Origin of the sequence: Arthrobacter sp. zg-Y238, from assembly GCF_024385525.1 — a bacterium.
Taxonomy (GTDB): domain Bacteria; phylum Actinomycetota; class Actinomycetes; order Actinomycetales; family Micrococcaceae; genus Arthrobacter_B; species Arthrobacter_B jinronghuae.
Genome location: NZ_JANFLU010000003.1, coordinates 28,673 through 46,031, shown reverse-complemented (window position 1 = coordinate 46,031; position 17,359 = coordinate 28,673). Strand labels below are relative to the sequence as shown.

The window sequence follows — 17,359 nt, the reverse complement described above, 5'->3', positions numbered from 1 at the left end:
GCTGCCCACCCGGCTAACCCTTCTGCGGCGCCGCAGGTGGGGGGGGCGCCGCCTCTCTCAGTTGTGGCTATGCCTTAGCGGGAACGGCGTTCGTTCGACGCCGGTGCCGTTGCGCGGCGGGGACCGGCGGCACGTGCCGGACGGCCGGAGGCTGCACCGGCGGCGCCGCGGGAGGCTCCGCCTGCACGCTGGCCGCTGCCGGCGCCCTCGGCGCGCTGGCCGGTTGCCGGGCGGCGGTTGCGGCCGGATGCGGTGGCCGCTGAGGCGCTGTTGCGGCGGCCGTCAGAGGACCGGGCCGGACGCTGCGTACGCACGTCGTCGACGGCACGGTCATTGCGTTCGCTGCGTTCGCTGCGTTCCATGCGGTCGGGGCGTTCAGCCGAAACGCGTCCGCGTCCGCCTGTACCGCCGCGTCCGCCGGCGCGGGGAGCACCCGTGCTGCGGGCAGCACGCTTGCGCTGGGCGTTGGCGCCGGTGGAGCGCCCGCCGCCCTGCTGCGGGGACTTGGCGGCAAGCTGCGCTGCACGGACATGCGGTTCCACGATGGCCGCGCGTTCGCCGATGAGCTTGGCGATCGACGGCGAGTTGTGGCTGACCTTCTCGATGGAAACGTCGACGCCGGCAGCCTTCATCAGCTTCGACACCTCGCTCTTCTGCTCCGGAAGGGTCAGCGTCACGACGGTTCCGCTGGAACCGGCGCGGGCCGTACGGCCTGAGCGGTGCAGGTATGCCTTGTGTTCCGTCGGCGGGTCGATGTGGACGACCAGCTCGACGTCGTCCACGTGCACGCCGCGGGCGGCGACGTCGGTGGCTACCAGGACGCGGACGTCGCCCGAAGCGAACTCCGCCAGGTTGCGGTCACGGGCATTCTGGGACAGGTTGCCGTGCAGGTCTACCGTGGGGATGCCGTTGTCCGTGAGGAACTGGGCCATCTTGCGGGCGTGGTGCTTGGTCCGCATGAACATGATGCGGCGGCCCTGGCCACCGGCCAGTTCCTTGACCAGCAGCTTCTTGGCCGTCTGGTCCTGGACCAGCAGCACGTGGTGCTCCATGGTGGACACCGCTGCCTGCGGCTCATCCACGGAGTGCGTCAGCGGGTTGGACAGGTAGCGGCGGACCAGCTTGTCGACGCCGTTGTCCAGGGTGGCGGAGAACAGCATCCGCTGGCCCTTTTCCGGAGTGCGGTCCAGCAGGCGCTGGACAACCGGCAGGAAGCCGAGGTCGGCCATGTGGTCGGCCTCGTCCAGCACGGTGATCTCGACGGACTCGAGGCTGATGACCTTCTGCTTCATCAGGTCTTCGAGGCGGCCGGGGCAGGCGATGACGATGTCGACGCCGGCCTTGAGTGCCTTTTCCTGACGCTGCTGCGACACGCCGCCGTAGATCACAGTGGTGTTCAGGCCAAGCTCCTTGGCCAGGGGCTCAATCACGTTGTTGATCTGCGTGGCCAGCTCGCGGGTCGGCGCCAGGACCAGGCCCAGCGGGCGGTTCGGGCGGCGGCGGTAGGCGGCTTCATTCTCGGCCAGACGTGCAACCAGCGGAAGGGAGAACGCCAGCGTCTTGCCGGAACCGGTGCGGCCGCGGCCCAGGACGTCGCGGCCCTTAAGAGTGTCCGGAAGGGTTTCCACCTGAATGGGGAAGGCCTCGTCAATTCCGGCGGCGGCGAGGGAGGAAACAAGTGCCTTGGGCACACCAAGGGCAGCAAAAGTGGTCATTAAAGACAGGCAACTTTCGGTAAGAGGCCCCCAACGCCGTTTGGGCCGGGGGTTCGCCGAAGAAAAGTCAGACAGTGTCTACCGCACTGAAGCGGGACAAAAGAAAGCGTTCATCGACGCAGGCTGGACTGCTTACACACACTGTTGAAACCTTGGATTTTAAGCATGGTTCAACAGTGGCAGGACCAACATCTGCCTCCAGTTTACCGTAATGCGGAATCTTTCCTAATCGGGGGCTGCAACGGCGGTGAAATCCGGGGCCGTGCCAGCCGATAGCATTAACAGTGATGACTACTGAACCAGCCCTGCCCGACGCCGCCGAAACCGGGCCGGCGGATCCCGCTGCCGGCACCGACGAGGAGCAGCATTTCCGCTCTCCGGTGTCCTTTGTCCGGCGCGGCTCGCGCCTGCAGGGCCGCCGCCAGCAGGCCTGGGACGAACTCTCCGAACGCTTCGTGGTGGATGTCCCGCGTGACGAAGCAGACACCTCGGTGCACCCCGGATACGTGTTCGACGCCGCCGCCGAGTTCGGGCGCACCGCTCCCCTCGTCGTCGAAATCGGCTCGGGCCTGGGCGAAGCCGTTGCGCATGCCGCGGAGCAGAATCCGGATAAGGACTTCCTCGCCGTGGAGGTCTATCTCCCGGGCCTGGCGCAGACCCTGCAGCGGATTGGGCAGAAGGGCCTGACCAATATCCGCGTGGTCCAGGCGAACGCCCCGGAAGTGCTGACCAGCATGCTCCCGGCCGGGTCCGTGGCGGAGGTTTGGGTGTTCTTCCCCGACCCCTGGCACAAGACCCGGCACCACAAGCGCCGCCTGGTCAAGGAATCCTTCGCCGAGCTGGTGGCCCGGGTGCTGGTGCCCGGAGGCACCTGGCGCCTGGCAACGGACTGGTCCGACTACGCCGTACAGATGCGCGAAGTGCTGGATGCTTCGGCCCGGTTCGAGAATCTGCACGCCGGCGAACGTGCCGGTGACGAAAGCCCGCTGACCCGCGTGCACCGGGAGGGTCTGGAGAACAAGGCCCCGGAAGACGACGTCGATACCCGCGGCGGCTGGGCCCCCCGCTTCGAGGGCCGGACCCTGACCAGCTTCGAGAACAAGGCCCACGAGGCCGGCCGACTGATTTTTGACCTTGCTTACCGAAGGATCTAAGAACCATGACTGAACCGAACGACGCACGTGTCGGCCTCTACATCGACTTCGACAACATTGTCATCTCGCGCTATCAGCAGTTGCATGGCCGCAACGCGTTCCAGCGTGACGGGATCCGGAATTTCGACCGGACGAACCGCGAGGCCGATCCCGAAGTTGCCGCCAAGCTCACTGCAGCGACGGTGGACTTCAACGCCATTATCGATTTCGCCGCTTCCTTCGGCACCCTGGTGGTCAACCGCGCCTATGCCGACTGGTCGGTACCGGTGAACGCGAGTTACCAGCGCCAGCTGATGTCCCGGGCAGTGGACCTCACGCAGCTGTTCACCACCACCACGCGCGGAACCAAGAACGGGGCGGACATCCGCCTCGCCGTGGACGTAGTCGAAGACCTCTTCCGCCTGCCAGACCTGACCCACGTCATCATCGTCGCCGGCGACAGCGACTACATTGCCCTCGCGCAGAAGTCCAAGCGGCTCGGGCGCTTCGTCGTCGGCATCGGCGTTGCCGGGTCAACCAGCACTTCCCTCGCTGCGGCCTGCGACGAATTCGAGGATTACGACTCGCTTCCCGGGATTGAAGCAGCAGCCGCCGCTCCGGCCGCGGCGGATACTGCCGCCAAAAAGACTGATGCACCGACGGATTCGCAGCCCGATCCGGCCCCTGCCCGCAGGCTCACCACCGTTCCCATGTTCTCGCACACGGGACAGGCCGGGTTTGAGGAGCCGGAACCCGCCGACGACGTCGACCCGGGTGTCCTCGCAACGGAACTCCTCGTACGGGCCCTGCAGATCGGCCATGCGAAGGGCGACGCCGACGAGTGGCTCAACACGGGCACGGTCAAGAACCAGATGCGCCGGATGGACCCGGCCTTCAACGAGAAGCCGCTGGGCTTCCGGTCCTTCACCGACTTCCTGTCCTCGCACGGCGACCTGGTGGAGCTGGACGACGACGGGCCGCAGCGCCTCATCCGTCTTCGCCCGGGTGCCGACGCCCGGCGCTGAGCAGCAGCAGGAACCCGCGGGGCCGGTGGATGCCGTCGGCCGGTCTGCGTGCACAGGGTCCCACTAAGTGGTGCTGCTGTTACAGCTGAGGTCCCGGAGGGCAACAGAGACCCCACCGGGTGGGACGCCGTGCTGCGACGGCGGATCAGTGCGCCGGGCGGAGGATGCCGCCGCTTCTGTTGACAGGTACAACGCCGCGTCGCGAGCCTGGTGCCTGTCACCGTCACCAAGTGCCGCAACCAACGGGAGGGCACCATGGCCGGCCGCGTTTCCATCGATCTTTTTATGACCCTCGACGGCGTCGCCCAGGCTCCGGGCGGCCCGGAGGAAGACCCGGAGGCCGGCTTCGCCTACGGTGGCTGGCAGGCTCCCCTGTTCGACGAAACCGTGGGAGCGCAGGTGGACGAGGGCATCTCCTCCATGGACGCACTGCTGCTGGGCCGGAAGACCTACGACATCTTCGCCGACTACTGGCCTCACCAGCTGGACGGTGGCAACTCCGACATTGCACGCAAGTTTGACTCCATCCCCAAATACGTCGTGTCCCGGGGAACCCCGGATCTGGGCCGATGGCGGGACTCGCACCACCTCGAGGGGGACCTGGCGGACGCGGTGGCAGGCTTACGGGCGCGACACCAGGACGTCCACGTCATCGGGAGCATCGATTTCGCCCGCACTCTGGTGGCGGGCGGTATGTTCGACTCCCTGAACCTGTGGGTGTATCCCGTAGTTCTCGGCCCCGGGAAGCGCCTGTTTCCTCCGGACGGGCCGCCCGCAGAACTGAAACTGCTCGAAGCTTCAGCCGCTTCGGAAAATGGAGCCGTGCTCCTGCGCTACGGCTGGGCGGGACCGGCCCCCGCAACCGGAGTCATGGGGTCCTGACCGGGGCTGCACGCGACGTTATGCGGTCCTGCTGCGGCGGAGGACAACGGCATCTCCCACCCGCAGCATTCCGGTCCGCACTACGTGCGCCTGCAGACCGAACTCCGCGGAGTGGGAACTGCCGAGCAGCTTGAGGGCTTTGGTTCCTGCCGGGACACCGGCCTGCGCCTGGTCGATCATTACGCAGCGCGGCATCCCCTCCCCCAGCCGCAGCACAACCTCGCCTCCGAGGACCAGCTCGGCGCCGACCCAGTCGTCCTCGCAGAACGCCGGCCGGGAACCGGTGTCGATGACGATGTTGGCGCGGAAGCGGCGGTCATCCACCGCCCCACCGGCCAGGCCCTCGAGAGCAGTCAGTGAGGATGTTGTCACCAGGTGCAGGGGCGTCTCGTCGTGGTGTCCGACACCGGTTTCCGGCCGCAGGGTCAGTTCCCGGCCGAAAGCTGTGCTCAGTGCCTGGGCGGCGGCTAGATCATCGACTCGATACCGATGGCCCTCGGGGCTCAGCAACAGCGGTACGCCGCTGTTGTCATCAAGGAAGTTGTTCCCCTCAAGGATGTTGTTGTCCTCTACCACGGAGGACCACTGCATCAGCCCGGGCACCGGGCGGAACCGCCGGGTCCGCTTGCCGCTGGCGATGCCGCCGTCCTCGGTGTAGACCGCCCACCGACGGTCATGCTGCAATCCCGTGCCGGTCACGGCGGACGCTCGCACCGCCTGGCCCGCGGTGGACTTGACCGGATAGCGGTACAGCGCCTGGACCTGGCCTACCGGCGTTTCCTCGTATGGCATCCCGGCATTGTGTCACAAGGACACCAGCGGCCGGCGCTTAGAGTGACTGCACGTAGTCGTCGTCGGCGTAGTTCCGCTCGGCGGACTTGCCGGCGGGAAGGGCGCGCAGCCTGCTTCGGCGCTCCATCAGCGAGACCAGGCCCAGTTGCTGAACGGCCGTCGCGGCGGCCGGCGGGCGCTGCCCCCGGCTGAGGGTGACGACGTCCCCGGCGAGCCCGGCAGCGAAGACGCGGCTGCGGTCCGGGGTGCGCCGCTGCGCCTCGTCCAGTTGGGTGGAGAGTTCCACAACCCGCTGGCGCAGGCCGGTGACTTGGTTCTGCAGCTCCATGATCCGCTTGATGCCTTCGAGGGAAACGCCCTCCTGGGAGAGTTTCTGGACCTCTCGCAGCAGTTCGATGTCGCGCTGCGAGTAGCGGCGGGAGCGGCCGGGCGCCCGACTGGGACGGACAATCCCGAGCCGGTCGTATTGCCGGAGGGTCTGCGGATGCATTTCCGCGAGCTCAGCGGCAACGGAGATCACGAAAATAGGCGCATTGACATCTATGCCCATTGTTCCTCCTTCACTGCTGTTGAAATGGTAGCGCGGGAAGTTCGCCCTCCGGCGGATGAAACCACCTGTTAAAGCCGTGCTTTTGCTGCCAATCCGACCCGGGGGTCCTCGCCCTTGGTCGCATCGGCAAATGCCTCTACGGCTTCCCGGGCGTCCTTATTCAAGTGGGTGGGCACGGCGACGTCGATAGTCACCAGCAGGTCCCCGTTGCCCTTGGAGGTGTGCACGCCGCGGCCCTTGACCCGCAGGGTGCGTCCCGACGGTGTTCCGGCGGGTACCTTGAGCCGGACGGTATCGGAGGTGAGGGTAGGCACCTCGATGGTCGCCCCCAGGGCTGCCTCGGGGAACGAGACCGGAACGTGGATCCGGATGTTGTTGCCCTCGCGGGTGAAGAAGTCGTGCGGCGTGACGTGGACGGTGACCATCAGGTCTCCGGCACCTGCGGCGCCGGGCTGGCCCTTGCCGCGCACCCGGATCTTCTGGCCGTCCTTGACGCCGGCCGGCACCCGGACCTCCACTACTTCGCCGCTGGGTTCGCGCAGGCCGATCACGGTTCCGTTAATGGACCCGGCAAAGGAAATGGTGGTGCTGGCTGTCCGGTCCGCGCCCTTGGTGGGCGGCGGGGCGCCGAAGCCGCCGCCGCCGAAGCCGCTGCCGCCGCCGAAAAGGTCGGCGAATTCGGGCGGGATGTTGCTGCCGCCCGCGTTAAAGGTGGTCCTCCGGCCGCCGCCGCGTGCGGTCTGGCCGAACAGGTCTCCGAAGATATCCTCGAAGCCCGCCCCGCCGGCGCCGCCGCCGCCCTGGGGGCCGCCGGCAGTGAACCGGGCGCCGCTTCCCATGGCGCGGATGGCGTCATACTGCTGGCGTTCCTCGGCATCGGAGAGGACCGAATACGCCTCGGAGAGGTCCTTGAACATCCGCTCGGAGTTGGCGTCGCCCTGGTTCTGGTCGGGATGGTACTTCCGCGCCAGTTTGCGGTACGCCTTCTTGATGTCGGCGTCGGACGCATCCTTGGGAACACCCAGAATCTTGTAAAAGTCCTTATCGACCCAATCCTGACTAGCCAATTGGTGTCCCTTCCTCATTTGCGAATCCCGCTGCATTGCCGTGAAAACACGGCTGCCGGGCCTGCTGCCCCTGCTGCGGGACCTGCCGATGGAAAAATGTCCGGGGCCGCTTTACGGCGGCCCCGGACACGGTACAACTACTGTTCCGGAACCGAAACAATCACCTGCGCGGCACGCAGGACCCGGTCGCCGGACTTGTAGCCGGCCCTCAGGATCTGCGTGACGGTATCGAACGTGACGTCCGCGCTCTGCTGCTGGATGAGTGCCTCGTGGATGTTCGGATCGAACTCCACACCGGTCTCATCGATGCGGCTGAGCCCGTACGTCTTCAGCGAGTTCTCCAGCTTGGTAGCGATCGCAGCGAAGGGTCCCTCCGCCAGGTCGCCGTGCTGGCGGGCGGCGTCGATGTCGTCCAGGACGGGCATCAGGGAGTTCAGCACTCCGATGACGGCCATTTCCCGGGCGACGTCGCGGTCGCGTTCCACCCGCTTGCGGTAGTTCACGTACTCGGCCTGCAGACGCAGCAGGTCGTTGCGCAGTTCCGCGGCTTCCGGCGAACCGGACGCGGCAGGCTGGGCCGGCACGTCGGCGTTGTTCAGGATCTGCTCCGCCTGGGAGAGTGCATCTCCGTCGGCCCCGGCGGCCGGGGCGGAAGCCGAAGCTTCCTCCCCTGCCGCGCCACCGTTGGCGGAATCCGCAGTCTCGCCCGCGCCGGGCGTGTCCTGGCCGTTTACGGGCTCTTCACCTTCGGGAGTGTTCCCGTGCTCGTTTTCCGCCGGCATGATTACTTCTTTTCTTCGTCGTCGACAACTTCGGCGTCAACGATGTCTTCGTCACCGGCGGCGCTGCCTGCGGCAAAGCCGTCACCGGCCGGAGCACCGTCAGCAGCACCGGGGGTGCTGTCAGCGCCGGCTGCGGAGGCCTGGGCGTAGATAGCTTCGCCCAGCTTGGTCTGGGAAGCCTGCAGCTTCTCAAACGCGGTCTTGACCTCGTCGTCGTTGTCCGTGCCTTCAAGCGCCTTCTTCAGCGCGTCGACGTCGGACTTGACCTCGGTCTTGACGTCTTCGGGCAGCTTGTCGTCATTGTCGGTGAGGAGCTTGTCCACCGAGTAGGCGAGCTGCTCGGCCGAGTTGCGGATGTCGGCGGCCTCGCGGCGCTTCTTGTCTTCCGCGGCGTGCTCTTCGGCCTCGCGGACCATGCGGTCGATGTCTTCCTTGTTGAGGGAGGACCCGCCGGTGATAGTCATGGACTGCTCGGCGCCGGTGCCCTTGTCCTTGGCGGACACGTGCACAATACCGTTGGCGTCGATGTCGAAGGTGACCTCGATCTGCGGAACGCCGCGCGGAGCCGGCGCAATGCCGGTCAGCTCGAACGTGCCCAGCGGCTTGTTGTCGCGGGTGAATTCGCGTTCGCCCTGGAAGACCTGGATGGCCACGGACGGCTGGTTGTCATCCGCCGTGGTGAAGGTTTCGCTGCGCTTGGTGGGGATGGCCGTGTTGCGCTCGATCAGCTTGGTCATCACACCGCCCTTGGTTTCGATGCCCAGGGACAGCGGGGTGACGTCGATGAGCAGGACGTCCTTGCGCTCACCCTTCAGCACGCCGGCCTGCAGGGCAGCGCCCACGGCTACAACCTCGTCAGGGTTTACGCCCTTGTTCGGCTCCTTGCCGCCGGCGAGTTCCTTCACCAGTTCGGAGACAGCCGGCATACGGGTGGAACCGCCCACAAGGATGATGTGGTCGATGTCGGAGACCTTGATGCCGGCCTCGGAAATGACGTCGTTGAACGGCTTCTTGGTGCGGTCCAGCAGATCCTTGGTCAGGTCCTGGAACTTGGCACGGGACAGGTGCTCATCCAGGTGAACCGGGCCTTCGGGGGTGACCGAGAGGTACTGCAGGGAGATGTTGGTGGAGGTGGCCGAGGAGAGTTCCTTCTTGGCCTGCTCCGCAGCTTCCTTCAGGCGCTGCAGGGCGATCTTGTCCTTGGACAGATCAGCACCCTTGGCCTTGGCCTGGCTCAGCAGGTAATCAACAATGCGCTGGTCCCAGTCGTCGCCGCCGAGGCGGTTGTCGCCGGCCGTTGCACGGACCTGGATGGTCGAGAATTCGTCTTCGTCCTTGCCGACTTCCAGCAGGGAAACGTCGAAGGTGCCGCCGCCGAGGTCGAAGACGAGGATGAGTTCGTCTTCCTTACCCTTGTCCAGGCCGTACGCCAGGGCAGCTGCGGTGGGCTCGTTGACGATGCGCAGCACGTTGAGGCCTGCGATCTCGCCGGCTTCCTTGGTTGCCTGACGCTCGGCATCGTTGAAGTAGGCGGGAACGGTGACCACGGCGTCCGTGACCTTCTCACCGAGGTAGGCCTCGGCGTCGTTCTTCAGCTTCATCAGGATGCGGGCGGAGATCTCCTGGGCGGTGTACTTCTTGCCGTCCACGTCAACGTTCCAGTCGGTGCCCATGTGGCGCTTGACGGAAGCGATGGTCCGGTCAATGTTATTGACGGCCTGGCGCTTGGCGATCTCGCCGACCAGGACTTCACCGGACTTGGCGAAGGCTACGACGGACGGCGTGGTGCGGCCGCCTTCGGCGTTGGCGATAACCGTGGGCTCGCCGCCTTCGAGAACCGAGACAACCGAGTTGGTAGTACCGAGGTCAATACCTACTGCACGTGACATATTTGCTTCCTCTTTCCTTGGAGAAACCCGCATCTCGTCGCGACACCGGCGCGGCCTGCCCCGAAGGACAGCCACCCGGTTCGCCACCAAGAGCTATTGAGCGTTCTACACTCAACTTTACTCAGCAGCACTTCTTTGTCAACAAACTTGAGCGCATCCGGCTCAACTCTGTGCCCGGAGGTTGCGGAACACGGCAGCCGACCCTCCCCCTCACTGGCGGGTCTGACGGTAGGGTCCTGCCATGGCTTCCGAAACCTATTCCCACGGCCATCACCGCAGCGTGGTGGACGTCCATGCCTCCCGCACTGCGCAGGACTGCGCAGCGTATCTGTTGCCGGAACTGCAGCCGGGAGTAAGCATTCTCGACGTCGGCTGCGGCCCGGGCAGCATCACCGCCGACTTCGCGGCGCTTGCGGCACCGGGACCCGTGGTGGGCCTGGATTCCTCCGAGGACGTCCTTGTCTCCGCCCGTGCACGGGCAGCCGGGCGCGGGCTCGCTAATGCCTCCTTTGTTGCCGGGAACGTCTATGACCTCGATTTCCCGGATGAAACCTTCGACGTTGTCCACGCCCATCAGGTGCTCCAGCACCTGATGGACCCGGTGGCCGCACTGCGGGAAATGCGCCGGGTCGCCAAGCCCGGCGGGCTGGTGGCGGTGCGCGACGCCGATTTCGCCGGCATGGTCTGGCATCCGCCCACACCGGAACTGGCGCAGTGGATGCGGATCTACCGGGAGATTGCCCGCGGCAACTCCGCTGAGCCCGATGCCGGCAGGCACCTGCTGGCATGGGCACTGGAGGCCGGCTTCACCGAGATCACGCCCTCATCCTCCAACTGGCTCTACGCGACACCGGAAGAGCGGCGCAGGCACGCGGAATCCTGGTCCGAACGCGTACTGCACTCCGCCTTCGCCGAGCAGGCCCGGGAACGCGGACTGGCGGACCGTCACCAGCTGGAACAGCTTGCCGCCGGCTGGCGGGAGTGGGCCGATGCCCCGGACGGCTGGTTCCTCATCCCGTGCGGGGAGCTGCTTCTTCGGGCCTGACCTTTTCTGGCTAGGGTTAAGGAATGTTCCGAATCCTGACCGTGTGCACGGGCAACACCCCCGATGCCCGCTAAACCCGGCGCGCCCCTGCTCATTGCCGTGGACGGCTTCTCCGGTGCCGGCAAAACGACGCTGGCCACCGAAATTGCCGCCGCCATGACCCGATTCGGCTCCGTGCGGCTGTTCCATCTGGAGGATGTCTACCCGGGCTGGGACGGCCTGGAATCGGGAATGACCTACTACCGCGAGCAGATCCTGCGCCCGCTCGCCGAAGGACGCTCCGCCCGCTGGCAGGCCTGGGACTGGGATGCCGGCCGCTACGAAGACTGGCAGACCACCGAACCGGCCGACGTCGTGGTCTTCGAAGGCGTGGGCTCCGGGCACCGCGAGGCCCGCGCCCTGCTGGACACCACGGTCTGGGTGGCGGGTGAGGAAACGGTCCGCCGCCGCTGCGCACTGGAACGCGACGGCGGCACCTACGCTCCGCACTGGGAACGCTGGGCGGCACAGGAACGCCGCTGGGCTGCCGACGACGACGCCGCCTCCGCCGCGGATCTCACCGTGCGTCTGGTGGGTCCGCGGGGGAACGCCGGGGCAGCGCTGGCGACCGTCCTGTCCCGGCTGCAGCCTGAACCGCAGCACATTCCCGGCTAGGGATTACTGCAAGGTCGCGGTCAGCCGGGCCACGTTGTCGATGTACCGCTGCCAGACCGGCCGGCCCACCCAGTTCTCCAGGATGAGCTCCTTGGACAGGGCCCGGTAGGTGTCCTCGATGCGGCGGATCTGCTTCACAATGGTGCCGTCAAACATCATCACCGACACCTCGAGGTTCAGCGAAAAAGAGCGCATGTCCATGTTGCTGGACCCCAGCACCGCCACGTCCTCGTCGATGGTGAAGTGCTTTGCGTGCAGCACCAGCGGTTTGGGGTACTGGTAAATCCGGACACCGGCGCGCAGCAGCGCCTCATAGTAGGAGCGCTGGGCGTGGTCCACCAGGAACTGGTCGCCTTTTTCGGAGACGAACAATTCCACGTCCACGCCGCGCTGCGCCGCCGTCGTCACTGCGTAAAGCAGCGTGTCATCGGGGACGAAGTACGGGCTGGTGATGGAAATGCGGTCGCTGGCCGAGTAAATAAGGGACGCGAAAAGGCGCAGGTTGTTCTCGGTGCTGAACCCGGGGCCGCTGGGTACTACCTGGCAGGTGACGTCTCCGGGATTGAACGAGGATTCGTACAGGTCCAGTTCGCGTTCCAGGTTTTCGTCCGTTTCGGCGTTCCAGTCGGTGGCGAAGACAACGTTGAGTTCGTCCACCACCGGCCCTTCCATTCGGGCCATCAGCTCTACCCATTTGCGGCCGGACCGGCGGTTTCGGCGTTTGTTGTAGGCCGGCTCCACCATGTTCTGGGAGCCGGTGAAGCCCACTGCCCCGTCCACCACCAGGATTTTGCGGTGGTTGCGCAGGTCGGGGCGGCGCCAGCGCCCGCGGAGCGGCTCCACCGGAAGCATCCGCCGCCATTGGACGCCGCTGCTGCGCAGTTCCCGCAGCAGCTTCCGGTAGCCGGGGATGCGCAGGGTGCCGATGTGGTCGAAAAGCAGCCGGACGGTGACTCCGCGCCCTGCAGCGTCCTTCAGGGCCTGGAAGAAGTCCCGGGTCACGGCGTCATAGCCCATGATGTAGAACTCCACATGGACGTACCGCTTGGCCAATTCCACTTCGCGGGTCATGTCCGCAATGGACTCGAGGTAGTCGCGCTGCACGTCCACCTTGTTGCCGTCCAGGGTGGGAAAGGAGCCCAGCCGGCGGTTGAGTTCTGCGGCATTCAGTACCCACTCGGGGCCGCCGTAGTTGGTGCCCTCGGTTTCCAGTTCCTTGGTGTTTTCACGGACCAGTCGGCTGATTTCAGCCTGCCGTTTGACCCGGTGTTCGGAGAGCCGGTGGTTGCCGAAGAGTGAAAAGAGAATGATCCCCGGGATCGGCAGGAAGAAGATGCACAACAGCCAGGCCATTGCTGTGGTGGGCCGGCGGTTGCCCGGCACAATGCCCAGGGCAATGATCCGGATCGCGTAATCCACCGCCGTCAACACGCCGGTAGTCCACCCAGCCAGGTCAATACCGGTCAGAGACCACCACACACTTATGCTCCTCCCGAGCCGCCTTTTAGACAGCCTATCGGCCGGAAGGACCTATCCGGGCCTGCGCCGCTACGCTGATGACATGACTGTTCTGGTTTTCCTGGATTCAGCTTTCCCCGACGGCCGTCCGGCGGACGCCGGGGTCCCCCAGCTGATGATCAATGATCTGGGTGTGACCCGCGGGGACGGGATCTTCGAATCGCTCCTGGCCGTGGACGGGGTGCCCCGTAAACCGGGCGCCCATTTGGACCGGATGGCATCCTCGGCGCAGCTGCTGGACCTGGCGCTGCCGCCGCGCGATGCCTGGGAACGGGCCATTGCCACCGCGCTCGCCCTGCACACGGAGGCCTCCGCCGCCGGAACCGGTTCCGCCGCCCGGGCGGCGGTGAAACTCGTGGTGACCCGCGGCGTCGAGGGCGCCGGCACACCCACGGCATGGGTGCAGGTGACCGCTGCCCCCGATGCCTCACGGCAGCGCACCGAGGGCATCAAGGTCCTGCTCCTGGACCGCGGTTATGACAGCCTGGCGGCTGCCCGAGCTCCGTGGCTGCTGCTCGGCGCCAAGACGCTCTCCTATGCCGTGAACATGGCCGCCCTGCGCTACGTCCGCGCGAACGGCGCCGATGATGCAATCTTCACGTCCTCCGACGGCAAGGTCCTCGAAGGGCCAACGTCCACCGTGGTGCTGGCCCGCGAACGCAACGGCGTGCGTACCCTGCTCACCCCCGAGCGCAAGAGCGGCATCCTGGCCGGGACCACGCAGGATGCCCTTTTCAGGGCGGCTGAAGCTGCCGGCTGGGAGCTGGGGTACGGGCCGCTGGTGCCCGAGGACCTGTTCGCGGCCGACGGTGTCTGGCTGGCGTCCAGCATCCGGCTGTTGGTGCCGGTGCGTTCCATCGACGGCAGGGAACTGCCCTTCTCCGAGGCGCTGAACACCGAACTCACCAAGCTGGCGGACGCCGCCCTCTAAGCCGGCCGGGCCGGGAAGCCTCAGGTCAGGATGAAGTTGAACGTTCCGGCCGCCACCGCAGCTGCCACCGCAGCAACGGACAGGGCTACCCCCACCCCGAACACCACCGCGTCCACCCCGCTGAAAGTCGACGTTCGAGCCCAGGTCCGTTCCGCTGCGCCGAAGCCGCGCGCTTCCATTGCCGTCGCCAGGCGGGTGGCCCGGCGGATCGCCTGCACCAGCAGCGCCAGGGACTGCCCGGCGAAACCTCGGATCCGGGCTGCTCCCCCGGCGTCCGGTCCCGCGCCGCGGGCATGCCGGGCCAGTCCGATGGTGCGCCATTCCTCCACCAGCAGCCCCACCAGCCGCATGGCCGCCAGCGCGCCCAGGACAAAGCGGTGCGGCAGCCTCAGTTTCTGGGCCAGGGCATCGGCCAGGTCGGTGGGATCGGTCGTGGCCAGCAGATAGATTCCCGGCAGGGCTATGGCCAGGCCGCGCAGCCCGATGGCGATGCCCGCGGCAACGGAACCGGAGGTGAACACCAGCGGCCCGGCCTCGAGCAGCACCGTCCCGGTCTTTTCCGCCAGCAGCGCCGTGCCCCACGCGCCGATCAGCGCCGCGGCGAGCAGCGGCCAGATCCGCCGCACCAATGTTCCGATCCGGATGTGCAGCAGCGGCAGCAGGGCCAGTTCGGCGGTGAGGACGACGGCGGCACTCACCCAGTCCACCGTCACCAGTACTGCCAGGGTCAGCAGCACTGCCGCGGCAAGCTTGGAGAGCGGGTTGGCGCGGGCCAGGAACGTGCCGGCGGGCCGGGCCGGCGCCCCGGCAACTACAGCGCTCATCGCCGCACCTGGACGTCCCGGGCCGTTCCGACATCGCCGGCCGTTGCGGCGCCGCCTGTTGCGGCGCCGCCGGCTGGAACGCCGGGCGCGGCAGCTGCAGGGGTGAGGACCCCGTCCGCCACCCGGAGGTTCCGGGAGGCGAGCGCCTCGATGAATTCGGCATCGTGCGTTACGGAAACCACGCAGCGTCCTTCCGACAACTGGCCGCGGAGCAGGGCCACCAGTTCCGCCCAGGTGCGGGCGTCCTGTCCGAAGGTCGGTTCATCCAGCAGCAGGATGGACGGCTCCGTGGCAAGCATGGTCGCCACGGACAGCCGGCGTTTCTCCCCGCCTGAAAGCGTGAACGGGTTGGCCTCAAGCAGCCCGTCCAGCCGGAGCCGTTCCGCCAGCTGATGCACCCGGGCCAACACCTGTCCGTCCGTCTCCCGGCCCAGCCGCCGCGGCCCGAAGGCCAGTTCATCCAGCACGGTGTTGGCCAGGAACTGGTGTTCGGGTTCCTGGAAGACGGTGCCTATGCGGTCCACCAGCTGCGCGGAGGTCCAGCGGCCGGGTTCCGGGCGGGCCGTGCCGGCAAGGGCAGGGGCCGCGGTGAGGGTTCCTCCCCGTGGCCGGAGCAGACCGCCGAGAGTCAGGGCAAGCGTGGATTTACCCGCACCGTTGGGTCCGGTGATACCGACGGCGGTGCCGGCGTCCAGGCTCAGGTCCGCTCCGGTCAGCACGGCGGGGCCGCGGAGCGAACGCGCAACGGCCAGCCCACGGGCCTCCAGCAGCCGGGGACCGGCCGCAGCCGGTATCCAGGGACCGCCCGGAATTTCCGGCCTGATGCCGGGAAGCCAGACACCGGACTCCGCCAGGGTGCTGCGGTGCGCGGGATTGCCCAGTACCTGTTCCGGGGAACCATCCGCCAGCACGCCGCCGCCGGCGGCCAAGACCACTACACGGTCCACAACACCGGCCCAGACATCGACCCGGTGCTCCACCACGATGAGCGTGGCACCCGTGCGGTCCAGCACCCGCGTCACGGCGTCGCGGATTTCCACCACCCCGTCCGGGTCCAGGTTGGCTGTGGGTTCATCGAGCAGCAGCAGGCCCGGTTCCATAGCCATCACGGATGCGAGGGCCAGGCGTTGCTTCTGTCCGCCCGAGAGCGCGGAGGTGGAGCGGTCCAGCGGAACTTCCAGTCCGACGTCGGCCAGCGCCGAGCGCACCCGCGGCCAGATTTCAGCCGCCGGAACGGCCAGGTTCTCTGCACCGAAGGCCACTTCGTCCCCTACCCGGGACAGGACTGTCTGGGAGTCGGGGTCCTGCAGGACCAACCCGGTCCGCCCGCGGGCGTTCGCGGGATGGACGCCGTCGAGCGTCAGGACCCCCTGTTCCTCTCCGCCGGTGTCCGGGCCGAGGACACCGGCAAGGGCATGCAGGAACGTGGATTTGCCGGCACCGGAAGCACCCAGCAGCAACACCCGTTCACCCGGGGAAATCGCCAGGTCCAGACCGGAAACGGCCAAACCGGCCCGTCCGCCGTGCTGCCAGCCCCAGCCACGGGCAGCGACGGCAGCCGGGCGGGGCCGGCGTCGGGAGCCGGGGGCGGCTTCGGGGCGTGGGATGGAAGGCGCTGCAGCGGGCGGACGGTTTCCGCCGCCCTTCTTACCGAAGAGCACCGCTACGCCGTTCCGGTCCGACCCGACGCGAACGGCGCAAGGGCACCCGTCCGTGCCAGCGCGCGGACCGCCAGCCAGGACAGCCCGCCGGCGATAACCGCTCCCGATACACAGGTGAGCAGGACGTACAGCAGCTGCCACTGCGCTGCCCATTCCACGTTGTACAGGACGTTTTCGCTCAGGCCGAGGAACAGTCCGGATCCCAGCCCGGCCAGCAGCGCCACGGGAAGGGAGAACCGGCGGTACAGGAACAGCAGCAACACCAGTTCGGCACCCAGGCCCTGCAGGAAGCCCGAAAGCAGTACGGAGAGACCGAACTGCGTACCCAGTACGCCCGACACAGCGGCGGCCAGCATTTCGCAGTAGATCGCCGCGCCGGGTTTGCGGATGATGAGCCCGCCCAGCACTCCGGCAATCAGCCAGCCGCCGGTGTAGAGCCCGGCGAGCGGCGGAAACGCCGCTGTGAGTGCGCTGATCCCGGCGTAGCCCAGGGACCAGGCCCAGAAGATCACACCCACCGCCACCGCGAGGACGGAGGCAACAACAATGTCCACCACCCGCCAGGAACGCCCTGAGGCTGCAGATCGGGTGCGGTCGGGTACTGCGGATTGGTCTTTCATGAATATCCTCCTGAAGTCAGGAGGGGAGGGTGATGCTGCGCCGGTAAACCGGCGCACTTCCCCGCGGGCCGTTGCCGGCCAACGGGGAATTTCCCTGAGCTCTCGACTCCCTTCGCCGGTACTAACCGGATCAGGTTCGAGGGTCTGCGGCTATCCGCACTCTCAGCGCCTTTTCCTTCGCGGTCCGAAGACCTGCTGCGGGACGGCGCTCCCCTGTCGTATGTTTGCGGTTCCACTCTACACACGCGCTCCCGATCCGGCGACGGGCAAA

At 67.0% G+C, this 17,359-nt stretch carries 16 protein-coding genes and 1 riboswitch; of the genes, 6 read left to right on the top strand and 10 right to left on the bottom strand.

What is annotated here, in order from left to right:
* Window positions 1–74: 74 nt before the first annotated feature.
* Window positions 75–1,715: a DEAD/DEAH box helicase gene (locus tag NNX38_RS03670; protein ID WP_255796802.1), complete on the bottom strand. Its 1,641-nt coding sequence runs from the start codon at window positions 1,713–1,715 to the stop codon at window positions 75–77.
* Between the two features lie 287 nt (window positions 1,716–2,002).
* Between NNX38_RS03670 and trmB the strand changes: the two genes are divergently transcribed.
* The 3 genes from trmB to NNX38_RS03655 all read left to right on the top strand — a co-directional run bounded on the left by trmB (window position 2,003) and on the right by NNX38_RS03655 (window position 4,755).
* On the top strand, window positions 2,003–2,869 hold the full coding sequence (gene trmB, locus NNX38_RS03665; protein WP_255796801.1) for a tRNA (guanosine(46)-N7)-methyltransferase TrmB: 867 nt from the start codon (window positions 2,003–2,005) through the stop codon (window positions 2,867–2,869).
* A 5-nt stretch (window positions 2,870–2,874) separates the two neighbouring features.
* Window positions 2,875–3,873 (top strand): NYN domain-containing protein, encoded by a 999-nt coding sequence (locus NNX38_RS03660; protein ID WP_255796800.1) that lies wholly within the window; start codon window positions 2,875–2,877, stop codon window positions 3,871–3,873.
* Window positions 3,874–4,128: 255 nt separating this feature from the next.
* A complete protein-coding gene (locus NNX38_RS03655) occupies window positions 4,129–4,755 on the top strand; it encodes a dihydrofolate reductase family protein (RefSeq protein ID WP_255796799.1) in 627 nt (208 codons plus the stop codon).
* 18 nt (window positions 4,756–4,773) lie between these two features.
* Here the strand turns inward: NNX38_RS03655 and NNX38_RS03650 are convergent, their stop codons facing one another.
* From NNX38_RS03650 to dnaK, 5 genes are all read right to left on the bottom strand, one after another.
* Window positions 4,774–5,547 carry an MOSC domain-containing protein gene (locus tag NNX38_RS03650; protein WP_255796798.1) on the bottom strand — a complete coding sequence of 258 codons (774 nt, stop codon included), beginning with the start codon at window positions 5,545–5,547 and terminating at the stop codon, window positions 4,774–4,776.
* A gap of 37 nt (window positions 5,548–5,584) precedes the next feature.
* Complete coding sequence (locus NNX38_RS03645; protein WP_229950441.1) at window positions 5,585–6,097, bottom strand: heat shock protein transcriptional repressor HspR; 513 nt, start codon at window positions 6,095–6,097, stop codon at window positions 5,585–5,587.
* A gap of 68 nt (window positions 6,098–6,165) precedes the next feature.
* Window positions 6,166–7,164, bottom strand: coding sequence for a DnaJ C-terminal domain-containing protein (locus NNX38_RS03640; protein ID WP_255796797.1), 999 nt, complete (start codon window positions 7,162–7,164; stop codon window positions 6,166–6,168).
* A gap of 137 nt (window positions 7,165–7,301) precedes the next feature.
* Window positions 7,302–7,946, bottom strand: coding sequence for a nucleotide exchange factor GrpE (locus NNX38_RS03635; RefSeq protein ID WP_255796796.1), 645 nt, complete (start codon window positions 7,944–7,946; stop codon window positions 7,302–7,304).
* Window positions 7,947–7,948: 2 nt separating this feature from the next.
* The gene (gene dnaK / locus NNX38_RS03630; protein WP_255796795.1) at window positions 7,949–9,835 is read right to left on the bottom strand and encodes a molecular chaperone DnaK; all 1,887 of its coding nucleotides are present in this window, start codon (window positions 9,833–9,835) and stop codon (window positions 7,949–7,951) included.
* 241 nt (window positions 9,836–10,076) lie between these two features.
* Here dnaK and NNX38_RS03625 point away from each other — a divergent pair, with 241 nt between their 5' ends.
* Both NNX38_RS03625 and NNX38_RS03620 read left to right on the top strand, forming a co-directional pair.
* Window positions 10,077–10,880 carry a methyltransferase domain-containing protein gene (locus NNX38_RS03625; protein WP_255796794.1) on the top strand — a complete coding sequence of 268 codons (804 nt, stop codon included), beginning with the start codon at window positions 10,077–10,079 and terminating at the stop codon, window positions 10,878–10,880.
* A gap of 63 nt (window positions 10,881–10,943) precedes the next feature.
* On the top strand, window positions 10,944–11,534 hold the full coding sequence (locus NNX38_RS03620) for a hypothetical protein (protein ID WP_255796793.1): 591 nt from the start codon (window positions 10,944–10,946) through the stop codon (window positions 11,532–11,534).
* Between the two features lie 3 nt (window positions 11,535–11,537).
* Here the strand turns inward: NNX38_RS03620 and cls are convergent, their stop codons facing one another.
* Complete coding sequence (gene cls, locus NNX38_RS03615; RefSeq protein ID WP_370646359.1) at window positions 11,538–13,013, bottom strand: cardiolipin synthase; 1,476 nt, start codon at window positions 13,011–13,013, stop codon at window positions 11,538–11,540.
* 82 nt (window positions 13,014–13,095) lie between these two features.
* Here cls and NNX38_RS03610 point away from each other — a divergent pair, with 82 nt between their 5' ends.
* Window positions 13,096–13,983: an aminodeoxychorismate lyase gene (locus tag NNX38_RS03610; RefSeq protein WP_255796792.1), complete on the top strand. Its 888-nt coding sequence runs from the start codon at window positions 13,096–13,098 to the stop codon at window positions 13,981–13,983.
* 20 nt (window positions 13,984–14,003) lie between these two features.
* On the opposite strand, the gene NNX38_RS03605 is transcribed toward NNX38_RS03610, so the two are convergent.
* From NNX38_RS03605 to NNX38_RS03595, 3 genes are read right to left on the bottom strand one after another with little or no spacing between them, the layout of a single operon-like run.
* Window positions 14,004–14,807 (bottom strand): energy-coupling factor transporter transmembrane protein EcfT, encoded by an 804-nt coding sequence (locus NNX38_RS03605; protein WP_255796791.1) that lies wholly within the window; start codon window positions 14,805–14,807, stop codon window positions 14,004–14,006.
* Complete coding sequence (locus NNX38_RS03600) at window positions 14,804–16,414, bottom strand: ABC transporter ATP-binding protein (protein WP_255796803.1); 1,611 nt, start codon at window positions 16,412–16,414, stop codon at window positions 14,804–14,806. Before NNX38_RS03600 ends, NNX38_RS03605 begins: the two co-directional genes overlap by 4 nt.
* Before the next feature lie 56 nt (window positions 16,415–16,470).
* Window positions 16,471–17,088 carry an ECF transporter S component gene (locus NNX38_RS03595; RefSeq protein ID WP_255796790.1) on the bottom strand — a complete coding sequence of 206 codons (618 nt, stop codon included), beginning with the start codon at window positions 17,086–17,088 and terminating at the stop codon, window positions 16,471–16,473.
* A 90-nt stretch (window positions 17,089–17,178) separates the two neighbouring features.
* Window positions 17,179–17,313: riboswitch (TPP riboswitch) on the bottom strand.
* Window positions 17,314–17,359 lie beyond the last annotated feature (46 nt).

Bases quoted from the DNA above. Each gene is read 5' to 3' on its own strand.
- NNX38_RS03655 (WP_255796799.1), top strand. From the start codon at position 4,129: ATGGCCGGCCGCGTTTCCATCGATCTTTTTATGACCCTCGACGGCGTC.
- NNX38_RS03625 (WP_255796794.1), top strand. From the start codon at position 10,077: ATGGCTTCCGAAACCTATTCCCACGGCCATCACCGCAGCGTGGTGGAC.
- dnaK (WP_255796795.1), bottom strand. From the start codon at position 9,835: ATGTCACGTGCAGTAGGTATTGACCTCGGTACTACCAACTCGGTTGTC.
- NNX38_RS03660 (WP_255796800.1), top strand. From the start codon at position 2,875: ATGACTGAACCGAACGACGCACGTGTCGGCCTCTACATCGACTTCGAC.
- NNX38_RS03635 (WP_255796796.1), bottom strand. From the start codon at position 7,946: ATGCCGGCGGAAAACGAGCACGGGAACACTCCCGAAGGTGAAGAGCCC.
- NNX38_RS03645 (WP_229950441.1), bottom strand. From the start codon at position 6,097: ATGGGCATAGATGTCAATGCGCCTATTTTCGTGATCTCCGTTGCCGCT.
- NNX38_RS03605 (WP_255796791.1), bottom strand. From the start codon at position 14,807: ATGAGCGCTGTAGTTGCCGGGGCGCCGGCCCGGCCCGCCGGCACGTTC.
- NNX38_RS03610 (WP_255796792.1), top strand. From the start codon at position 13,096: ATGACTGTTCTGGTTTTCCTGGATTCAGCTTTCCCCGACGGCCGTCCG.
- trmB (WP_255796801.1), top strand. From the start codon at position 2,003: ATGACTACTGAACCAGCCCTGCCCGACGCCGCCGAAACCGGGCCGGCG.
- NNX38_RS03670 (WP_255796802.1), bottom strand. From the start codon at position 1,715: ATGACCACTTTTGCTGCCCTTGGTGTGCCCAAGGCACTTGTTTCCTCC.
- NNX38_RS03595 (WP_255796790.1), bottom strand. From the start codon at position 17,088: ATGAAAGACCAATCCGCAGTACCCGACCGCACCCGATCTGCAGCCTCA.
- NNX38_RS03650 (WP_255796798.1), bottom strand. From the start codon at position 5,547: ATGCCATACGAGGAAACGCCGGTAGGCCAGGTCCAGGCGCTGTACCGC.
- NNX38_RS03620 (WP_255796793.1), top strand. From the start codon at position 10,944: ATGCCCGCTAAACCCGGCGCGCCCCTGCTCATTGCCGTGGACGGCTTC.